17 protein-coding genes and 1 tRNA gene are annotated in these 15,748 nt (G+C 62.3%); 7 read left to right on the forward strand and 11 right to left on the reverse strand.

Annotation, left to right across the window (positions count from 1 at the left end; translation table 11 throughout):
• Window positions 1-82: 82 nt before the first annotated feature.
• Together rsxB and nth are read left to right on the forward strand one after the other, a co-directional pair.
• Entirely contained in the window at window positions 83-814 is a 732-nt protein-coding gene (gene rsxB, locus MRBLMS1_RS24260) for an electron transport complex subunit RsxB (RefSeq protein WP_485882518.1), read from the forward strand.
• The gene (gene nth / locus MRBLMS1_RS24265; RefSeq protein WP_139090144.1) at window positions 811-1,458 is read left to right on the forward strand and encodes an endonuclease III; all 648 of its coding nucleotides are present in this window, start codon (window positions 811-813) and stop codon (window positions 1,456-1,458) included. The genes rsxB and nth overlap by 4 nt, the downstream gene beginning before the upstream one ends.
• Before the next feature lie 119 nt (window positions 1,459-1,577).
• Here the strand turns inward: nth and proB are convergent, their stop codons facing one another.
• From proB to rplU, 5 genes are all read right to left on the reverse strand, one after another.
• Entirely contained in the window at window positions 1,578-2,696 is a 1,119-nt protein-coding gene (gene proB / locus MRBLMS1_RS24270) for a glutamate 5-kinase (protein ID WP_485882521.1), read from the reverse strand.
• A 27-nt stretch (window positions 2,697-2,723) separates the two neighbouring features.
• Complete coding sequence (locus MRBLMS1_RS24275; RefSeq protein WP_128140466.1) at window positions 2,724-3,134, reverse strand: hypothetical protein; 411 nt, start codon at window positions 3,132-3,134, stop codon at window positions 2,724-2,726.
• Between the two features lie 12 nt (window positions 3,135-3,146).
• On the reverse strand, window positions 3,147-4,256 hold the full coding sequence (gene obgE, locus MRBLMS1_RS24280) for a GTPase ObgE (protein WP_034754647.1): 1,110 nt from the start codon (window positions 4,254-4,256) through the stop codon (window positions 3,147-3,149).
• A gap of 113 nt (window positions 4,257-4,369) precedes the next feature.
• Entirely contained in the window at window positions 4,370-4,642 is a 273-nt protein-coding gene (gene rpmA, locus MRBLMS1_RS24285; protein ID WP_070219281.1) for a 50S ribosomal protein L27, read from the reverse strand.
• A gap of 40 nt (window positions 4,643-4,682) precedes the next feature.
• A complete protein-coding gene (rplU, locus tag MRBLMS1_RS24290) occupies window positions 4,683-4,994 on the reverse strand; it encodes a 50S ribosomal protein L21 (RefSeq protein ID WP_034754730.1) in 312 nt (103 codons plus the stop codon).
• Between the two features lie 304 nt (window positions 4,995-5,298).
• On the opposite strand from rplU, the gene ispB reads away from it, so the two are divergent.
• The gene (ispB, locus tag MRBLMS1_RS24295) at window positions 5,299-6,288 is read left to right on the forward strand and encodes an octaprenyl diphosphate synthase (protein WP_034754644.1); all 990 of its coding nucleotides are present in this window, start codon (window positions 5,299-5,301) and stop codon (window positions 6,286-6,288) included.
• A 49-nt stretch (window positions 6,289-6,337) separates the two neighbouring features.
• Here ispB and arsC read toward each other — a convergent pair whose 3' ends face one another.
• A complete protein-coding gene (gene arsC, locus MRBLMS1_RS24300) occupies window positions 6,338-6,760 on the reverse strand; it encodes an arsenate reductase (glutaredoxin) (RefSeq protein ID WP_485882526.1) in 423 nt (140 codons plus the stop codon).
• Window positions 6,757-7,128 carry an ArsR/SmtB family transcription factor gene (locus tag MRBLMS1_RS24305; RefSeq protein ID WP_485882528.1) on the reverse strand — a complete coding sequence of 124 codons (372 nt, stop codon included), beginning with the start codon at window positions 7,126-7,128 and terminating at the stop codon, window positions 6,757-6,759. Before MRBLMS1_RS24305 ends, arsC begins: the two co-directional genes overlap by 4 nt.
• 120 nt (window positions 7,129-7,248) lie before the next feature.
• Here MRBLMS1_RS24305 and MRBLMS1_RS24310 point away from each other — a divergent pair, with 120 nt between their 5' ends.
• The 4 genes from MRBLMS1_RS24310 to MRBLMS1_RS24325 all read left to right on the forward strand — a co-directional run bounded on the left by MRBLMS1_RS24310 (window position 7,249) and on the right by MRBLMS1_RS24325 (window position 11,971).
• Window positions 7,249-9,342, forward strand: coding sequence for an AsmA family protein (locus tag MRBLMS1_RS24310; protein ID WP_485882530.1), 2,094 nt, complete (start codon window positions 7,249-7,251; stop codon window positions 9,340-9,342).
• Window positions 9,343-9,414: 72 nt separating this feature from the next.
• Window positions 9,415-9,491: transfer RNA gene (locus tag MRBLMS1_RS24315), tRNA-Pro, on the forward strand.
• A 127-nt stretch (window positions 9,492-9,618) separates the two neighbouring features.
• Window positions 9,619-11,013: a GntP family permease gene (locus tag MRBLMS1_RS24320; RefSeq protein WP_485882532.1), complete on the forward strand. Its 1,395-nt coding sequence runs from the start codon at window positions 9,619-9,621 to the stop codon at window positions 11,011-11,013.
• A gap of 34 nt (window positions 11,014-11,047) precedes the next feature.
• Window positions 11,048-11,971, forward strand: a complete 924-nt coding sequence (locus tag MRBLMS1_RS24325) for a Na/Pi cotransporter family protein (protein ID WP_176390445.1) — start codon at window positions 11,048-11,050, stop codon at window positions 11,969-11,971.
• A 2-nt stretch (window positions 11,972-11,973) separates the two neighbouring features.
• On the opposite strand, the gene MRBLMS1_RS24330 is transcribed toward MRBLMS1_RS24325, so the two are convergent.
• The 4 genes from MRBLMS1_RS24330 to MRBLMS1_RS24345 all read right to left on the reverse strand — a co-directional run bounded on the left by MRBLMS1_RS24330 (window position 11,974) and on the right by MRBLMS1_RS24345 (window position 15,726).
• The gene (locus MRBLMS1_RS24330; protein ID WP_485882535.1) at window positions 11,974-13,371 is read right to left on the reverse strand and encodes a sodium:solute symporter family protein; all 1,398 of its coding nucleotides are present in this window, start codon (window positions 13,369-13,371) and stop codon (window positions 11,974-11,976) included.
• Window positions 13,372-13,502: 131 nt separating this feature from the next.
• Entirely contained in the window at window positions 13,503-14,306 is an 804-nt protein-coding gene (gene pcaD / locus MRBLMS1_RS24335) for a 3-oxoadipate enol-lactonase (protein ID WP_485882537.1), read from the reverse strand.
• Window positions 14,307-14,317: 11 nt separating this feature from the next.
• Window positions 14,318-14,608: a muconolactone Delta-isomerase gene (catC, locus tag MRBLMS1_RS24340; protein WP_485882539.1), complete on the reverse strand. Its 291-nt coding sequence runs from the start codon at window positions 14,606-14,608 to the stop codon at window positions 14,318-14,320.
• A gap of 8 nt (window positions 14,609-14,616) precedes the next feature.
• Window positions 14,617-15,726, reverse strand: a complete 1,110-nt coding sequence (locus tag MRBLMS1_RS24345; RefSeq protein WP_331777578.1) for a muconate/chloromuconate family cycloisomerase — start codon at window positions 15,724-15,726, stop codon at window positions 14,617-14,619.
• Window positions 15,727-15,748: the final 22 nt, after the last annotated feature.

The raw sequence follows: 15,748 nt of genomic DNA on the forward strand, positions 1-15,748 counted from the left end.
CACGCCTTATCCCCTGTCACGAAACAGGTTTTTACTTGTGCGCGCGCCAGATGGCCGATAATGGCGTTTTACCGTATCGAAGATGACCGTGCCGCATCCCGCCTCTCCCTCACTTGCCGACCAGATCGAAGACTTGCTGCCGCAAACGCAATGCACCAAATGCGGCTACAACGGCTGCCGCCCGTATGCGGAAGCGATAGCCGCCGGCAACGCCGACATCAACCAGTGCCCGCCGGGCGGCGTGCAAGGCATCGCGCGCCTGGCCGGCTTGCTGGGCAAAAAAGTTATTCCGCTCAATCCCGTCAACGGCCTCGAACGTCCGCGATCTGTCGCCTATATCGACGAATCGCTGTGTATCGGCTGTACCCTGTGCATCCAGGCCTGTCCCGTGGACGCCATCATCGGCGCCGCCAAGCAGATGCATACGGTGGTCACGGATCTGTGTACGGGCTGCGACCTGTGCGTGGCGCCCTGCCCCGTCGACTGCATCGTCATGTACCCGGTCAGCGGCGATGCCACTGGCTGGGATGCCTGGAGCCAGGCAGAGGCCGATGACGCGCGCGCGCGCCACGATTTCCGCACGCAGCGCCTGCGCCGCGAAACCGAGGCCAACGACGCGCGCCTGGCCGCCAAGGCTGTCGCCAAGATGCAGGAAGTGGCACAGGAAGTGCCCGTCACGCCAGACGAACAGGCAGAAAAAGAGCGCAAGCGGGCCATCATCGCCGCCGCCATGGAGCGCGCGCGCGCCAAGGCCGCTGCCGCCAGCACGGATACCGCCCCGCCAGCCCCCAATACGCCGAAAAAAGACGCATGAACGCCGCCAAACGCCTGGAAATTTTTACGCGCTTTCGCGCCGCCAATCCTTCCCCAAAAACGGAACTCGAATACACGACGCCGTTCGAACTGCTGATCGCCGTGCTGCTGTCGGCGCAGGCGACCGACGTGTCCGTCAACAAGGCGACCCGCTTGCTGTATCCGGTCGCCAATACGCCGGCCCAGATACTGGCCCTGGGCGTCGACGAGCTGGCCAGCTACATCCGCACCATCGGCCTGTTCCGCACCAAGGCCAAGAACGTCATCGCCACCTGCCAGATCCTGCTCGAGCAGCACGGCGGCGAAGTGCCGCGCGACCGCGCCTCGCTGGAAGCCTTGCCCGGCGTGGGCCGCAAGACGGCCAATGTGGTCATGAACACGGCGTTTGGCGAACCGACGATGGCCGTCGACACGCACATCTTCCGCGTCTCGAACCGCACCGGCATCGCGCCGGGCAAGAATGTCGATATCGTCGAGCAAAAGTTATTGAAGTTCGTACCGAAAGAATTCCTGCACGACGCCCACCACTGGCTGATACTGCACGGCCGCTACACATGCACGGCGCGCAAGCCGCAATGCTGGAACTGCATGATCGCCGACCTGTGCGACTACAAGGACAAGTCGCCGATGCCGGCCGTGGTGTAGTCAAAAAAAAACGGCCCGAATGGGCCGCTGTGATTACGTCGTAGGTCGGATTAGCGCGCAGCGCGTAATCCGACAGGACGCGGCAACAATGTTGTCGGATTACGCTGCGCTAATCCGACCTACAGCAACACCATATTATCGCGGTGAATCAGCTCATGGCCTTCCATGTAGCCGAGGATGGGCTCGATCTCGGTGGACGGCTTGCGCATGATGCGGCGCGCTTCGCCGCTCGTGTAGTTCGACAGGCCGCGCGCCACGGGCACGCCGTCCGCGTCGACGCAGGTGATGACGGCGCCGCGGCCGAATTCGCCATTCACGCCCGTCACGCCGATCGGCAACAGCGACTTGCCTTCCTGGCGCAGCTTTTGCACGGCGCCCGCATCGAGCACGACGGCGCCGGCCGTATGCAGATGATCGGCCATCCACTGCTTGCGCGCCGTCAATTGCCCCGTTTGCGCCAGCAACTGCGTGCCGATCGCTTCGCCCTGTGCCAAACGGCTGAGCACGTCGCTGTCGCGGCCCCAGGCGATGATCGTGTGGGCACCGGACTTGGCCGCGCGCTTGGCGGCGAGGATTTTCGTCAGCATGCCGCCACGCCCCAGGCTGCTGCCGGCGCCGCCGGCCATCGCTTCCAGGGCCGGATCACCGGCGATGCCCTGCGTGATCAGATAAGCATTCGGGTCCTTGCGCGGGTCGGCCGAGAACAAACCGTGCTGGTCGGTCAGGATGACCAGCGCATCGGCTTCGATCAGGTTGGCCACCAGGGCGCCCAGGGTATCGTTGTCGCCGAACTTGATTTCATCGGTGACGACAGTATCGTTTTCATTGATGATCGGCACCACGCCCAGGCGCAGCAAGGTCGTCAAGGTGGAGCGGGCATTGAGGTAGCGTTCGCGGTCGGCCAGGTCGGCGTGCGTCAGCAGCACTTGCGCCGTGCCCAGGCTGTGGGCGCGGAAGCTGCTTTCATAGATTTGCGCCAGGCCCATCTGGCCGACGGCGGCGCACGCCTGCAATTCGTGGATATCGGTGGGGCGCTGCTCGAAACCAAGACGCAGCATGCCTTCGGCGATGGCGCCGGAGCTGACGAGCACGACTTCCTTGCCCAGGGCGCGCAAGCCGGAAATCTGCGCGGCCCAGCGCGCAATGGCGGCATGGTCGAGTCCGCGGCCATCGTTGGTGACCAGCGAGGAGCCGACTTTGATGATGATGCGGGTAGCTTTTTGAATCACGGAATCCATGGGGCGGCGCTCTTCACTTAATAGACGTCAGCGCGCAGGACGCAGCAGCAGCAAGGCCAGCCCCGCCGTCAGCTCCATTGCGCACATGAACAACACAAAACCCTGGGGCAAGCCGAAGCTGATGGCCGCGAACAGACGGCCGGCGGGCTGCGCCAGGAGCAACATTGCTGTGATATCGCCGAGGACAGGCGGTTCGCCCTGCCGTGCCGCGAACAGCGCCAGGAGCGCGGTAGCGCCCCAGACACCGACATGCGTAGCGTAGAACTGGCTGTAGCCATTGACGCCATTGAGGAAAATGCCCATGCCGGCCGCCATTGCATCGGCGAACAGCAGGCAGGCGACCGCGCTCAGCCCGTAAGCATACGCGATCAGATGCAATACACGGCGCTGCCACGCTTGCTTGCGTGCGGGCGCGGCAGCGGCCATCTGTACCGACATCAGGGTAAAGCCTTAGTCGAGGATCTTGAAACGCGGATCATCCGGGTCGATCGACGAGATACCGCGTGCTTCTTCGGTCATCTGCGTTTCTTCGGCACGGCTTTCGCTGTGTTTCTTCTCTTCCAGATGCTGGTAAATTGCATTCACCAGTTCCGGGCAACCCTGATGGTTCAGCGCGGAGATCTCGAAGACGGGACCCTTCCAGGCGAAACGCTTGAGGAAGTCCTTGACGATCTTCTTGCGCTCTTCTTCCGGCACCATGTCGAGCTTGTTCAACACCAGCCAGCGCGGCTTGTCGACCAGCGACTCGTCGTACTTCTTCAATTCCTTGACCAGCGCCTTGGCTTCCTTGACAGGATCGACGTTGGTTTCAAACGGCGCCAGGTCGACGATGTGCAACAGCAGACCCGTGCGCTGCAAGTGGCGCAGGAATTGATGGCCCAGGCCCGCGCCTTCGGAAGCGCCTTCGATCAAGCCGGGAATATCGGCGATCACAAAGCTCTTCTCGTGCGACACGCGCACCACGCCCAAGTTCGGGTGCAGGGTGGTAAATGGGTAATCGGCAATTTTCGGACGCGCATTCGAGACGGCCGAAATGAAGGTCGACTTGCCGGCGTTCGGCATGCCCAGCAGGCCAACGTCAGCCAGCACTTTCAATTCCAGGCGCAGTTCGCGGCGTTCGCCTTCCTTGCCCTCGCCTTTTTGGCGCGGTGCGCGGTTGGTCGAGGACTTGAAGTGGATATTGCCCCAGCCGCCTTCGCCGCCCTTGGCCAGCATTTCGGTCTGGCCGTGTTCGGTCAGATCGGCCAGAATTTCGCCGCTCGCGTTGTCGATGATCAAGGTGCCGACCGGCATGCGCAGGTGGATGTCATCGGCGCCCTTGCCATAGCAATCTGCGCCACGGCCAGGCTCGCCATTGCGAGCCTTGTGCATTTTGGAGAAGCGGAAATCGACGAGCGTGTTGATATTGCGGTCGGCGACTGCCCAAATGGTGCCGCCCTTGCCGCCATCGCCGCCATCGGGACCGCCGAAAGGCCGGAATTTTTCACGGCAGAAAGAGGCACAGCCGTTGCCGCCATCGCCCGCGATGACTTCGATTTTTGCTTCGTCGATAAACTTCATAATTTTGCCGCCATAAAACTAAAAAGGCTCTACCTTGGGCAGAGCCTTTCGATTGAAGGCTTGCGCCTTACATCATGCGATCATTGCGGAGCGAACTGGCGCTCCGCGATGAATTACGCTGGTACTGCTTCGTTTGGTACAACGGTCACGAATTGCTTCGAGCCAGCACCTTTGACAACGAACTTCACTTTGCCCGCGATCAGCGCGAACAACGTGTGGTCCTTGCCCATGCCTACGCCTTCGCCGGCGCGCACTGGGGTGCCGCGTTGACGAATGATGATGCCGCCAGCATTGATAGCTTGGCCGCCGTAGACTTTAACGCCCAGACGCTTTGATTCTGAATCACGGCCGTTTCGCGTTGTGCCGCCGCCTTTTTTATGTGCCATTTAAGACTCCTTGATAGCTGATTAATTCAAACAGCGGCGATTAGCCGTTGATCGAAACGATTTGGATTTCGGTAAAATTCTGGCGATGGCCTTGATGCTTTTGGTAGTGCTTACGACGACGCATCTTGAAAATTTTGACCTTATCATGGCGACCATGCGCCACAACCGTAACCAGTACCGTTGCACCTTCGACCAATGGAGCACCAAACTTGATGCTGTCGCCCGCGCCTACTGCGAGAACTTGATCGATGGTGATTTCGGAACCAATGTCTGCCGGTATCTGTTCTACTTTAAGTTTTTCGCCAGCGACAACTTTGTATTGTTTGCCACCGGTTTTTATGACCGCGTACATGATTTGAAACCTCATCAAATGTTGAAAGAATTTGTCCCATTGCCGTGCAAAGCAAGCCGTACACAACAGGGGGAACCAGCGATTATACACGGACTGAGAAATTGCGTCAAAAACTATTCACAAAGGCGAATGTTCGTGGTATGTCGACAACCTGGCCATCATGTCAGGCTTGCGCCAGGCGGACAACAAAACGCGCGCCAGTGCCAACCAGATCAATCAATTGCCCTACAGCCATAGGCAAACGTCACGCACGCGCAAGCCTTGTCGTATAATCGCGGCACCCACAATCTAATGCAGGTTCGCCTTGTCTGACGCTAACAAACACGTTAACCAAAACACCATCGTGCAAACGATTGCCGCCGATATGGATGCAGTCAATACGGTGATCCGCCAAAAGTTGCACTCCGATGTGATTCTGATCAACCAGATCGCTGAATACATCATCAGCGCAGGCGGCAAACGCATCCGTCCCGTGCTGATTTTGCTGGTGGCCAATGCCCACGCCTATCGCGGCACGGCGCACCATGAACTGGCCGCCGTAGTCGAATTCATCCACACGGCCACCCTGCTGCACGATGACGTCGTCGATGAATCGTCGATGCGCCGCGGACGCCAGACGGCCAATGCCCTGTTCGGCAATGCCGCGTCGGTGCTGGTGGGCGACTTCCTGCACTCGCGCTCGTTCCAGCTGATGGTGTCGCTCAATAATATGCGCGTCATGCAAATCCTCTCGGACGCCACCAACGTGATCGCCGAAGGCGAAGTGCTGCAGTTGCTGAACATGCACGATCCGGACGTGACGCAAGAAAGCTATTTGAACGTCATCCGCTCGAAGACAGCCAAGCTGTTCGAAGCGTCGGCGCAACTGGGCGCCCTGATCGCCGGCGCCAGCGAAGACGATATCGAAGCGGCCGCCGAATACGGCCGTTCGCTGGGCACGGCTTTCCAGCTGATCGACGACGTGCTCGACTATGCAGGCGACGCCGCCGAAATCGGCAAGAACGTGGGCGACGACCTGCGCGAAGGCAAACCGACCATGCCGCTGATCTGGCTGATGGAAAACGGTACGCCGGAACAGCGTGAACTGGTGCGCAGCTGCATCGAGCAAGGCGACGAACAGCATTTCGACACCGTCCTGACGGCCATCACCAGCAGTGGCGCCCTCGACTACACGCGCAAACAGGCGGAAATCGCCGGCCAGCGCGCAGCCGATGCCATCGCCGGCTGGCCGGACAGCGTCTACAAGCAATCGATGCTGCAACTGTGCTCGTTTGCCGTGGACCGCAATCACTGATCGCGTTTTATTATGTGCAATACAAAACGGCGCCACTGGCGCCGTTTTTTTATTTCACCGGCTTGCCATCGGCGCCGACCACGGCCTGGCCATCTTCCTTGGCAAATGCGCCTTGCTGCGGCAGCGGCAGGATCTCCAGCACTTTTTCCGACGGCCGGCACAGGCGCACGCCCAGTTCCGTGACGACGATGGGACGGTTGATCAAAATAGGATGGGCCTGCATGACATCCAGCAAGGCCGCATCGCTCAACTCGAGATTGGCCAGGCCCAGCTCGTCGTACAGGGCGCCCTTGTCGCGCATGACGGCGCGCACGGACAGGCCCGCGCGCGCGATCAGGTCGACCAGTTCCTCGCGCGTCGGCGGATGCTTGACGTAATCGATGATGATGGGCTCGACGCCCGTGTTGCGGATCAGGGCCAGGGTATTGCGCGACGTGCCGCACGCCGTGTTGTGATAAATCGTGATCGTCATGTCGTGATGTCCTTCAATAAATGTGGTTCGCTGACGCAGCAAGGCGCGCCAGCACAGCAGTTCTCGGTCAAAAAGGCCAGCAAGCCGTTCATGCCCGCATAGTTGGCGGCGTAGATGATGGAGCGGCCCGCCTTGCTCGCCGTCACCAGATTGGCGTGCGCCAGTTCTTTCAGGTGAAACGACAGCGACGATGGCGCTATCGCCAGCGCTTCGGCGATTTTCGTCGCGGCCATGCCTTCCGGTCCCGCTTGCACCAGCAGGCGGAACACGGCCAGCCGCGATTCCTGCGCCAGCGCAGCCAGGGCTGCGATGGCGGCCGTGCTTGTCAGTGGCTCGGCTTGCGCCACAGTTGTTTTTTCATTTTCCATATTTCAATAATAGTCGAATTATTGAATCATTTCAAGCGAGATGCCTTACGTAACCCAGCGCACCGACTGTCATGGCCTATCAGTCTACCTTGATGAAAAAATCATTGCGATTGGCTTACCATGACACGCTCAACCCCGCTCAAAATCCTCGGCTGGAGCCTGGCCGCCCTGCTCGCCCTCATCACCATTGTGGTCATCTTTGTGCTGACCTTCGACTGGAACCGCGCCCGCCCCTACATCAACGAAAAGGTGTCGGAAAGCACGGGCCGCAGCTTCGTCATCGGCGGCGACTTGCAGGTGAAATGGCAGCAGGGGCTGAAGACGGAGCCGGGCTGGCGCCGCTATGTGCCGCGCCCCGTCATCAGCGCGCAGGACGTGCGCATGAGCAACCCGGACTGGGCGACGGCCGGCCCGCAACTGGCCAGCGCGAAACGTATCGACGTGGCCATCCATCCCTTGCCCCTGTTGCAGCATCGCGTGGTGCTGACGGACTTGGCGCTAACCTCTCCCAACATTGCCCTGCAGCGCCGCGCCGACGGCAGCAACAGCTGGACCCTTAAAGACAACGGCCCTTCGGCATGGGACGTGGAAATCCAGCGCATGGCCTTCGGCGACGGCGTCATCCGTTATCTGGACGAAGGCATCGCCCTCGACGTGCACGCCAAGGTCAGCTCGACGGCGCCCGACGCCACGCCCGGCGATGCACCAGGCAATGCGCCCGTGCAGAAATACGGCATCGCCTTCACCCTGGGCGGCAGCTACCGCAAGGCGCCCGTGACGGGCGGCGGCAAAGCGGGCGCCGTGCTGTCATTGACCGACAACCACACCGTGTATCCCGTGCAGGCGCATGCCGTGCTGGGCAAGAACAAGGCCAGCATCGATGGCACGCTGACGGACCCGCGCTCGCTGTCCGGCATCGATTTGCAGCTGAGCCTGGCCGGCGCCAGCATGGCCGACCTGTACCCGCTGACGGGCGTGCTGCTGCCGGAAACGCCGGACTACGCGACCAAGGGTCGCCTGCTGGGCAAGAAGGACGGCGCCAGCTGGAACTGGACCTATCAAAACTTCAAGGGAACGGTGGGCGAGAGCGACCTGGCCGGCACCCTGCAATATCTGCCGCGCCAGCCGCGGCCCCTGCTGCGCGGCGAAGTGGCGTCGCAGCAGCTGCGCCTGGAAGACCTGGGTCCCACCATCGGCGCCGACAGCAATGCGCGCAAACAAGCGCGCGGCAAGGCGCCCGTGCAGCCCGGGAATAAAGCCTTGCCAGTGGAACAGTTCAATACGGCAAAATGGGATGCGCTCGACGCCGACGTGAAATTCACGGGCAAAAAACTGGTGCGCACGCACGATATCCCGCTCAACGATATCGTCGCCAACATCCGCATGCAAGACAAGGTGCTGAGTTTGACGCCGCTCAATTTCGGCATGGCCGGCGGCAATATCACCTCGAACATCACGCTCGACGGCCGTCAAAAGACCATCGCCGCGCAAGCCAAGGTGGCGGCGCGCCACCTCAAGATACGCGAGCTGTTTCCCAAGCTGCAATCGATGCAAGCGAGCTTCGGCGAAGTGTATGGCGACGCGGCACTGACGGGCCACGGCAATTCCGTCTCGGCCATGCTGGCCAGCGCGAATGGCGAACTGGCAGCCACCGTCAGCGAAGGCTCCGTCAGCCAGTTCATGCTGGAACTGGCGGGCCTGAACCTGGCCAACGCCGTCTTCGTGAAAATCTTTGGCGACAAGCAAGTCCACCTGAACTGCCTGGCCAGCGACTTCGCCGTCACGAATGGCCAGGCCGACGTGCGCCGCTTCGTGCTCGATACGGACACGGCCGTCGTGAATGTCACGGGCAACGTCAACCTGGCCACCGAAACCCTGGACCTCGACGTGCGCCCCCGTACCAAAGGCGCTCGCATCATCACCCTGCGCACGCCGCTGTATGCAAAAGGCACGTTCAAGAACCCGGACGTGGGCCCGCAAAAAGGCCCGCTGGCCCTGAAAGCCGGCGCCGCCGTGGCCCTGGCCACCGCCGTCACGCCGCTGGCTGCCTTGCTGCCGCTGGTCAACGTCGACAAAGCCCCCGATACGGACTGCGCCGCCGTCATGGCCCAAGCCAACGCCACCCGCAAGGCCCCGACTTCGCCCGCGACGAATGCGCCAGCGAAAAAAGTGAGCGAAGCGGAAATCAAGAAGGCGCAGCAGGAAAAGAAATAAGCAGGCTTGCAACAAACAAGCTTGATGCAGCCGCTTGAAAGCCGTTCCGCCATCTGCTGTAATAAAGAAAAGCGGGGTGTGGCTCAGCCTGGTAGAGCGCTGCGTTCGGGACGCAGAGGCCGGAGGTTCGAATCCTCTCACCCCGACCAGCCTCTTCCCTCACTGCGCCAGCTTGAACTGCTTGCACCTTGACCTGCGCGTTGGCGGGTTGCCGAGAAGTATGTTATTAATTTCACTATTAATATCTTAACCACTTCTCGCGCAAGGGCCTGACCGATGTCTTTCCTGATAGTTCTGGCCGCACTGGCCTTCCTGATGCTGGCAGCCTACCGCGGCTACAGCGTGATCCTGTTTGCGCCCGTCGCCGCGCTCGGTGCCGTGCTGCTGACCGATCCGTCGGCCGTGCCTGCCGTGTTCAGCGGCATCTTCATGGAAAAGATGGTGGGCTTTATCAAGCTGTACTTCCCCGTCTTTTTGCTCGGCGCCGTGTTCGGCAAACTGATCGAGCTGTCCGGTTTTTCCCAGTCCATCGTCGTGGCCGCCATTCGCTATATCGGCAGTGCGCGCGCGAATGCCGTGATCGTTGCCGTGTGCGCGGCCTTGACGTATGGCGGCGTGTCGCTGTTCGTCGTGGTGTTTGCCGTGTATCCGTTTGCGGCCGAGCTGTACCGCCAGAGCAATATCCCCAAGCGGCTGATGCCGGGTGCCATTGCCCTGGGCGCGTTTTCCTTCACCATGGATACGTTACCGGGCACGCCGCAGATCCAGAACATCATCCCGACCACCTTCTTCAACACGACCGGCTGGGCCGCGCCGTGGCTGGGCACCATCGGCGCCGTGCTGACGGTGATCATGGGACTGGCTTTCCTCGAATGGCGCCGGCGCTCCGTCATGGCGACGGGGGAAGGCTATGGGGCCGAGGCCGACAAGGCCACGGCCGGCGTGGGCGACTTGCCCCATCCGCTGCTGTCGGTGGCGCCTTTGGTGCTCGTCGGCGTGGCCAACTTTGCGCTGACCAAACTGATTCCCCAATGGTACGGCGCCAGTTACGTGCTCACCGCCGAGGCCCTGCCGGGCTTGCATGCGCCCGTGTCGACGTCGATCGGCGCCGTGACGGGTATCTGGGCAGTGGAAGGCGCCTTGTTACTGGGAATTTTGCTCGTCTGCGTGACGGCCTTCGGGCGCATTCGCGCCGCGTTTGCCGAAGGTACGAAGGCGGCCGTGGGCGGCGCCTTGCTGGCGGCCATGAATACGGCGTCCGAATACGGCTTTGGCGGCGTCATCGCCGCGCTGCCCGGTTTCCTTGCCGTCAGTAACACCTTGCGCAGCGTGCCCGATCCACTCGTCAACGCGGCCGTGTCCGTGACGACCCTGGCCGGCATCACGGGCTCGGCCTCGGGCGGCATGAGCATCGCGCTGGCCGCCATGTCGGACAGTTTTATCCAGGCAGCGCAGCAGGCGCATATTCCGCTCGAAGTCATGCACCGCGTGGTGGCCATGGCTAGCGGCGGCATGGATACCTTGCCGCACAATGGCGCCGTGATCACCCTGCTGGCCGTCACGGGCCTCACGCACCGCCAGTCCTACCGCGACATTTTCGGCATCACCGTCATCAAGACGGTAGCCGTGTTTTTAGTAATCGGTATTTACTACCTGACAGGGCTGGTATGATCGCGTCTTCCCCGACGCTCACTCGCACCGCTCCATGAATCATTTCCAGGTATTGATCGCGGCCGTCTCGGCCGTGGTGCTGTTCTTGTACAGCTTGCAAGCTTTCAGCCGTGAACTGCAAGCGATGGGCGGCGCGGGCATGCAAGCCTGGCTGGCCAGGGTCACCACCAACCGCTGGTATGGCTTTCTCGTCGGCGCCATCGCCACGGCGCTGGTGCAGTCGAGCAGCGCCACGACGGCGCTGGCCGTCGCCCTCGTCGATGCGCAGGTGATCAGCTTTGCGGGCAGCCTGGCAATCCTCCTGGGGGCGAATGTCGGCACGACGGCCACGGCCTGGCTGGTGTCGATGAAGCTGACGGGCATCGGCCCCCTGTTCATCATCGGCGGCGCCCTCGTCTCCAGCCTGCCCAGCAAGATACAGGCGCTGGGCAAGGCGGCGTTTTACTTTGGCTTGATCTTTTTCGCGCTGGACCTGATTTCGAGCGAACTCAAGCCGCTGCAGGCGCAGCCGTGGTTCGTCGATACCCTGGCGCAGGCGCGCGAACCGTGGATCGCCTTGCTGATGGGCGCGCTATTTACGGCGCTGGTGCAATCGAGCAGCGTCTCCACCGGCCTGGCCATCGTGCTGACACAGCACCAGTTGATCCCGGCCGAGGCGGCCATCGCCATCGTCGTGGGCGCGAATGTCGGCTCCACCTCGACGGCGCTGCTGTCGAGCCTGCAGATGAGCGCCAACGCGCAAGCCACGGCCAAGGCCAACTTCCTGTTCAACCTGGCCGGCGCGCTGGCCTTCTTCCCCTTCATCCCCGCCCTGTCGGACGCCTTGCTGCCGCTGGCAGGCACGGCCGTGGCGGCCGCCCACCTGATTTTCAACCTGTGCGTGGGCCTGTGTTTCCTCGTGTTCCTGCCCTACCTCCAGCCGCGCCTGATGCGCTGGCTGAAGGCGGCTCCCGCCTGAGGCTATTTCACGGCCGGCGCGGCGCCTGTCGCTTGCGCCGGCTTGAACAGATGGCTGATGCCCATGGTCAGCAACGGACCGGCCAGCGCCAAGTAGGAACTGTCCACGCCATACGGATTGCCCGCCAGGAACCAGCCAATCGTGGCGATCACGGAAACGATCACGCCGACAAAGGCGCCGCGCGGCGTGCCGAATTTCGGCGCATAGAAGGCCATCAGCACCAGCACGGCCAGGGTGGCGCGCAGGGCCTTGCCCAGGAAGGCGATCATCAGCAGCTTTTCCGCATACAGCGCCAGCACCAGCGGCAGCAATCCCGCCACGACGATGGCGATGCGCAGGAACATCAGCGATTTCGCGTCGTTCTTCGCCTTGTTGTACCAGGGATCATAAAAATCCTTCATGGCCAGGGTGGCCGATGCCAGGGTGGTGGCGGAAATGCCGCCGAACAGGGCGCCGGCCAGGCCGACGATCATGATGCTGGCGGAAAAAGCCGGCATGTGGGCGATCATGGTGGGAAACGCGTCGATCGACTTCATGCCCGGATACAGCACGGCGCTGCACATGCCGATCAGGGCCGCCATCAGGCCGAACGGGATCATCAGCGACGACACGTAATAGCAGGCGCGCTTGGCCACGGCCGGGTTGTCCGTGCTGACCAGCGCCTGGATCACGTATTGCGTGGCGAAGATGGAACCGATGCCGCCGATCATCCAGGCGATGATCTGGCCCCAGCCGATCTCGACCCAGTTGAACATCTTGGCAGGCAATTGCGCCTGCAGCGCGCCGATGCCGCCCGTTGCTTCCAGCGCATACGCGAGCGCCAGGATCACGCCCAGGTATTTGACGATGGAGTGGGCAAAGTTGGTGTACACGACCGAACGCATGCCGCCCAGGCTGACATAGATCACGGTGATGGCGCCCACCAGCAAGATGGCCACCGTCTTGTTGATGTGCAGCACGGCCGCCAGCACGGCGCCGCCGCTCGCATACAGGGCAACGGCAACGATGCTCAGCGCGACGATGGTGAGGATGGACGCCGCATAGCGCACGGGCTCGCCGTAGGTTTGCGCGAGGATGCCGGAAATCGTCGACTGCCCGCTTTCCTTGTATTTTTTCACCAGCACGATGGCCAGCAGGAAAAAGCCCAGCGACAGCGCCACCAGATTCCAGGCGGCGGAAATGCCCAGTTCATAGCCCTTCTGGGCCGTGCCGATGCTGACGGAACTGCCGATGAATTCCGACAGCAGCAAGGCGCCGATCAGGAAGGCGGGGTAGTTGCGCCCGCCCGCCGTCATGCCCTCGGCGCTGTTGGCATGCTTGCGCACGCTATAGGTAATGTACGACATGAGGGCGAAATAGCCCACCGTGACCGCAGCGATAATGATCAATCTGTTTTCCATCCGTCTACTCCAAGTCTGCTTTTCATATTATTATTTTTCAAGAAAGCTTCCCCTGCCGCATGCCGGACCAGCCGGCGGCGGTGCTCAGGAGAAAGCCGCATTCCCGCCATACCGATACGGTACAGCAAGCCTCACAATAAAAATGTCCGCAACTGCGCCGTAAACATGTCCGCCGCCTCGATGTTCGAGATGTGCGAGGCGGGCAGGCTTGCCAGACGGGCGCCCGCGATCTGCTGCTGCAGCCAGCGCCCGTCGTCGATGGTGGTCACGGGATCGTGCTCGCCCGCGATGATCAAGGTCGGCACGGCGATCGTGCCGACGTCATCGTGCAAGTCCGTCTGGGCCAGCACGTCGCAGCAGGCCGCGTAACCGCCCGCATCCTGGCCGCGCAAAATGCCGGTCAGGCGCGCCACCGTCTCCGCTTCGCGTTCGATAAACTGCGGCGTGAACCAGCGCGTGGCGGCGCTCTCGGCCACCGCGGCCATGCCGTCGCGGCGCACTTGCTCCGCCCGCAGCTGCCATGGCGCGGCGCCGCCGATGCGCGCCGCCGTATTCGCCAGCACGAGCTTCGTCAAACGCCGCGGCTGGTGTATGCCCAGCCATTGGCCCGTCAAGCCGCCCATGGAAATACCGCAGAAGGCGGCGCGTTCGATATCGAGGTGGTCGAGCAGCGCCACCACGTCCAGCCCCAGCCGCTCGATGCCGAACGGCGCATCGCCGCTGGCCGACCGGCCATGGCCGCGCGTATCGTAGCGCACGACAAAATAGTCGCCGGCCAGCGCGGCCGCCTGCGCCTCCCACATGGACAGGTCCGTGCCGAGGGAATTCGACAGGACCAGGCAGGGCTTGCCGCGCTCGCCATCCGTGCGGTAATGCAGGCGAATACCGTCCACCTCGAACGTCTGCCCGACAGTGTCATTGCCTGTATGCGTCATGGCATGTCTCCTCAGGATTCGTCGTCGCGCACCGACGAGGGATGGCGGCACAGCGGCATCACGTCGATCTGCATATAGGGAAACAGCGGCAGGGAGGTCAGCAAATTATGCAGCTCGTCCACGCTGTCCACGTCGAAGACGCTGACGTTCGCGTACTGGCCGGCGATACGCCACAGGTGGCGCCACTTGCCCTCGTGCTGCAGGCGCTGGGCCAGTTCCTTTTCCGTCTGTTTCAGTTGCGCCGCCTGCTCGGCGGGCATGTTCAAGGGCAGATTCACGTTCATGCGTACATGGAATAACATGGTTTCTCCTATTGACGCTGCATGGAACGCAGCTTGTCCATATCGATCTCGACGCCCAGGCCCGGGCCGGTCGGCACCTGCAGCATGAAGTCGCGGTACACGAGCGGCTCGCGCAAGACTTCCTGCGTCAGCAGCAAAGGCCCGAACAGTTCCGTGCCCCAGGCCAGTTCCGCGAACGTGGAGCAGACGTGGGCCGTGGCGGCCGTGCCGACGCCGCCTTCAAGCATGGTGCCGCCGTACAGGCCCACGCCCGCCAGGCGCGCCACGGTGGCCACTTCCAGCGCGGGCAGCAAGCCGCCCGACTGGGTGATCTTCACGGCATACACGTCGGCCGCGTCGGCCTGCGCCAGCGCCAGCGCATCGGCAGGACCGTGCAGGGCTTCGTCGGCCATGATGGCCACGTCGAAGCGCTGCTTCAGGCGCGCCAGCGCGGCGCGGTTACCGGCCTTGACGGGCTGCTCGATCAGGTCGACGCCGCCCGCTTCCAGTGCGGCGATGCCGCGCACGGCGTCCGTCTCGCTCCAGGCCTGGTTGACGTCGACACGCACGCTGGCCCGTTCACCCAGCGCCCGCTTGATCTCCAGCACGTGGGCCACGTCATCCATCACGTCGCGCAAGCCGATCTTCAGCTTGAAGATGCGGTGGCGGCGCAGTTCCAGCATGTTTTCGCCTTCGGCGATATCGCGCGCCGTGTCGCCGCTGGCCAGCACCCAGGCCACGGGCAGCGCATCGCGCACGCGGCCGCCCAGCAATTCTGACAACGGCACGTTCAGGCGGCGCGCCTGAGCGTCCAGCAGGGCCGTCTCGATCGCGCACTTGGCGAAGCGGTTGCCCTGGATGACCTTGCGCACCCTGGCCATGGCCTTGGCCACCTCGCTCGCTTCCATGCCGACCAGCAGCGGCGCGATATAGGTATCGATATTCGTCTTGATGCTTTCCGGGCTTTCGCCGCCGTAGCCCAGGCCGCCGATGGTGGTCGCTTCGCCCCAGCCCGTGATGCCGTCGGCGCAGCGCAGCCGCACCAGCACCAGGGTTTGCGTATTCATGGTGGCGACCGACATGCGGTGCGGGCGGATGGTAGGCACATCGACCAGGTAGGTCTCGATATTTTGAATCATATTTATTCCGTATAATTCTGTG

This window comes from Massilia sp. LMS1-1-1.1 (genome assembly GCF_040815535.1).
GTDB classification, from domain to species: Bacteria; Pseudomonadota; Gammaproteobacteria; order Burkholderiales; family Burkholderiaceae_D; genus Janthinobacterium; species Janthinobacterium aestuarii.

Excerpts from the sequence above, each read along its gene's own strand:
- rsxB (WP_485882518.1), top strand. The coding sequence starts at position 83 with ATGACCGTGCCGCATCCCGCCTCTCCCTCACTTGCCGACCAGATCGAA.
- nth (WP_139090144.1), top strand. The coding sequence starts at position 811 with ATGAACGCCGCCAAACGCCTGGAAATTTTTACGCGCTTTCGCGCCGCC.
- proB (WP_485882521.1), bottom strand. The coding sequence starts at position 2,696 with ATGGATTCCGTGATTCAAAAAGCTACCCGCATCATCATCAAAGTCGGC.
- MRBLMS1_RS24275 (WP_128140466.1), bottom strand. The coding sequence starts at position 3,134 with ATGTCGGTACAGATGGCCGCTGCCGCGCCCGCACGCAAGCAAGCGTGG.
- obgE (WP_034754647.1), bottom strand. The coding sequence starts at position 4,256 with ATGAAGTTTATCGACGAAGCAAAAATCGAAGTCATCGCGGGCGATGGC.
- rpmA (WP_070219281.1), bottom strand. The coding sequence starts at position 4,642 with ATGGCACATAAAAAAGGCGGCGGCACAACGCGAAACGGCCGTGATTCA.
- rplU (WP_034754730.1), bottom strand. The coding sequence starts at position 4,994 with ATGTACGCGGTCATAAAAACCGGTGGCAAACAATACAAAGTTGTCGCT.
- arsC (WP_485882526.1), bottom strand. The coding sequence starts at position 6,760 with ATGACGATCACGATTTATCACAACACGGCGTGCGGCACGTCGCGCAAT.
- MRBLMS1_RS24305 (WP_485882528.1), bottom strand. The coding sequence starts at position 7,128 with ATGGAAAATGAAAAAACAACTGTGGCGCAAGCCGAGCCACTGACAAGC.
- MRBLMS1_RS24310 (WP_485882530.1), top strand. The coding sequence starts at position 7,249 with ATGACACGCTCAACCCCGCTCAAAATCCTCGGCTGGAGCCTGGCCGCC.
- MRBLMS1_RS24320 (WP_485882532.1), top strand. The coding sequence starts at position 9,619 with ATGTCTTTCCTGATAGTTCTGGCCGCACTGGCCTTCCTGATGCTGGCA.
- MRBLMS1_RS24325 (WP_176390445.1), top strand. The coding sequence starts at position 11,048 with ATGAATCATTTCCAGGTATTGATCGCGGCCGTCTCGGCCGTGGTGCTG.
- MRBLMS1_RS24330 (WP_485882535.1), bottom strand. The coding sequence starts at position 13,371 with ATGGAAAACAGATTGATCATTATCGCTGCGGTCACGGTGGGCTATTTC.
- pcaD (WP_485882537.1), bottom strand. The coding sequence starts at position 14,306 with ATGACGCATACAGGCAATGACACTGTCGGGCAGACGTTCGAGGTGGAC.
- catC (WP_485882539.1), bottom strand. The coding sequence starts at position 14,608 with ATGTTATTCCATGTACGCATGAACGTGAATCTGCCCTTGAACATGCCC.
- MRBLMS1_RS24345 (WP_331777578.1), bottom strand. The coding sequence starts at position 15,726 with ATGATTCAAAATATCGAGACCTACCTGGTCGATGTGCCTACCATCCGC.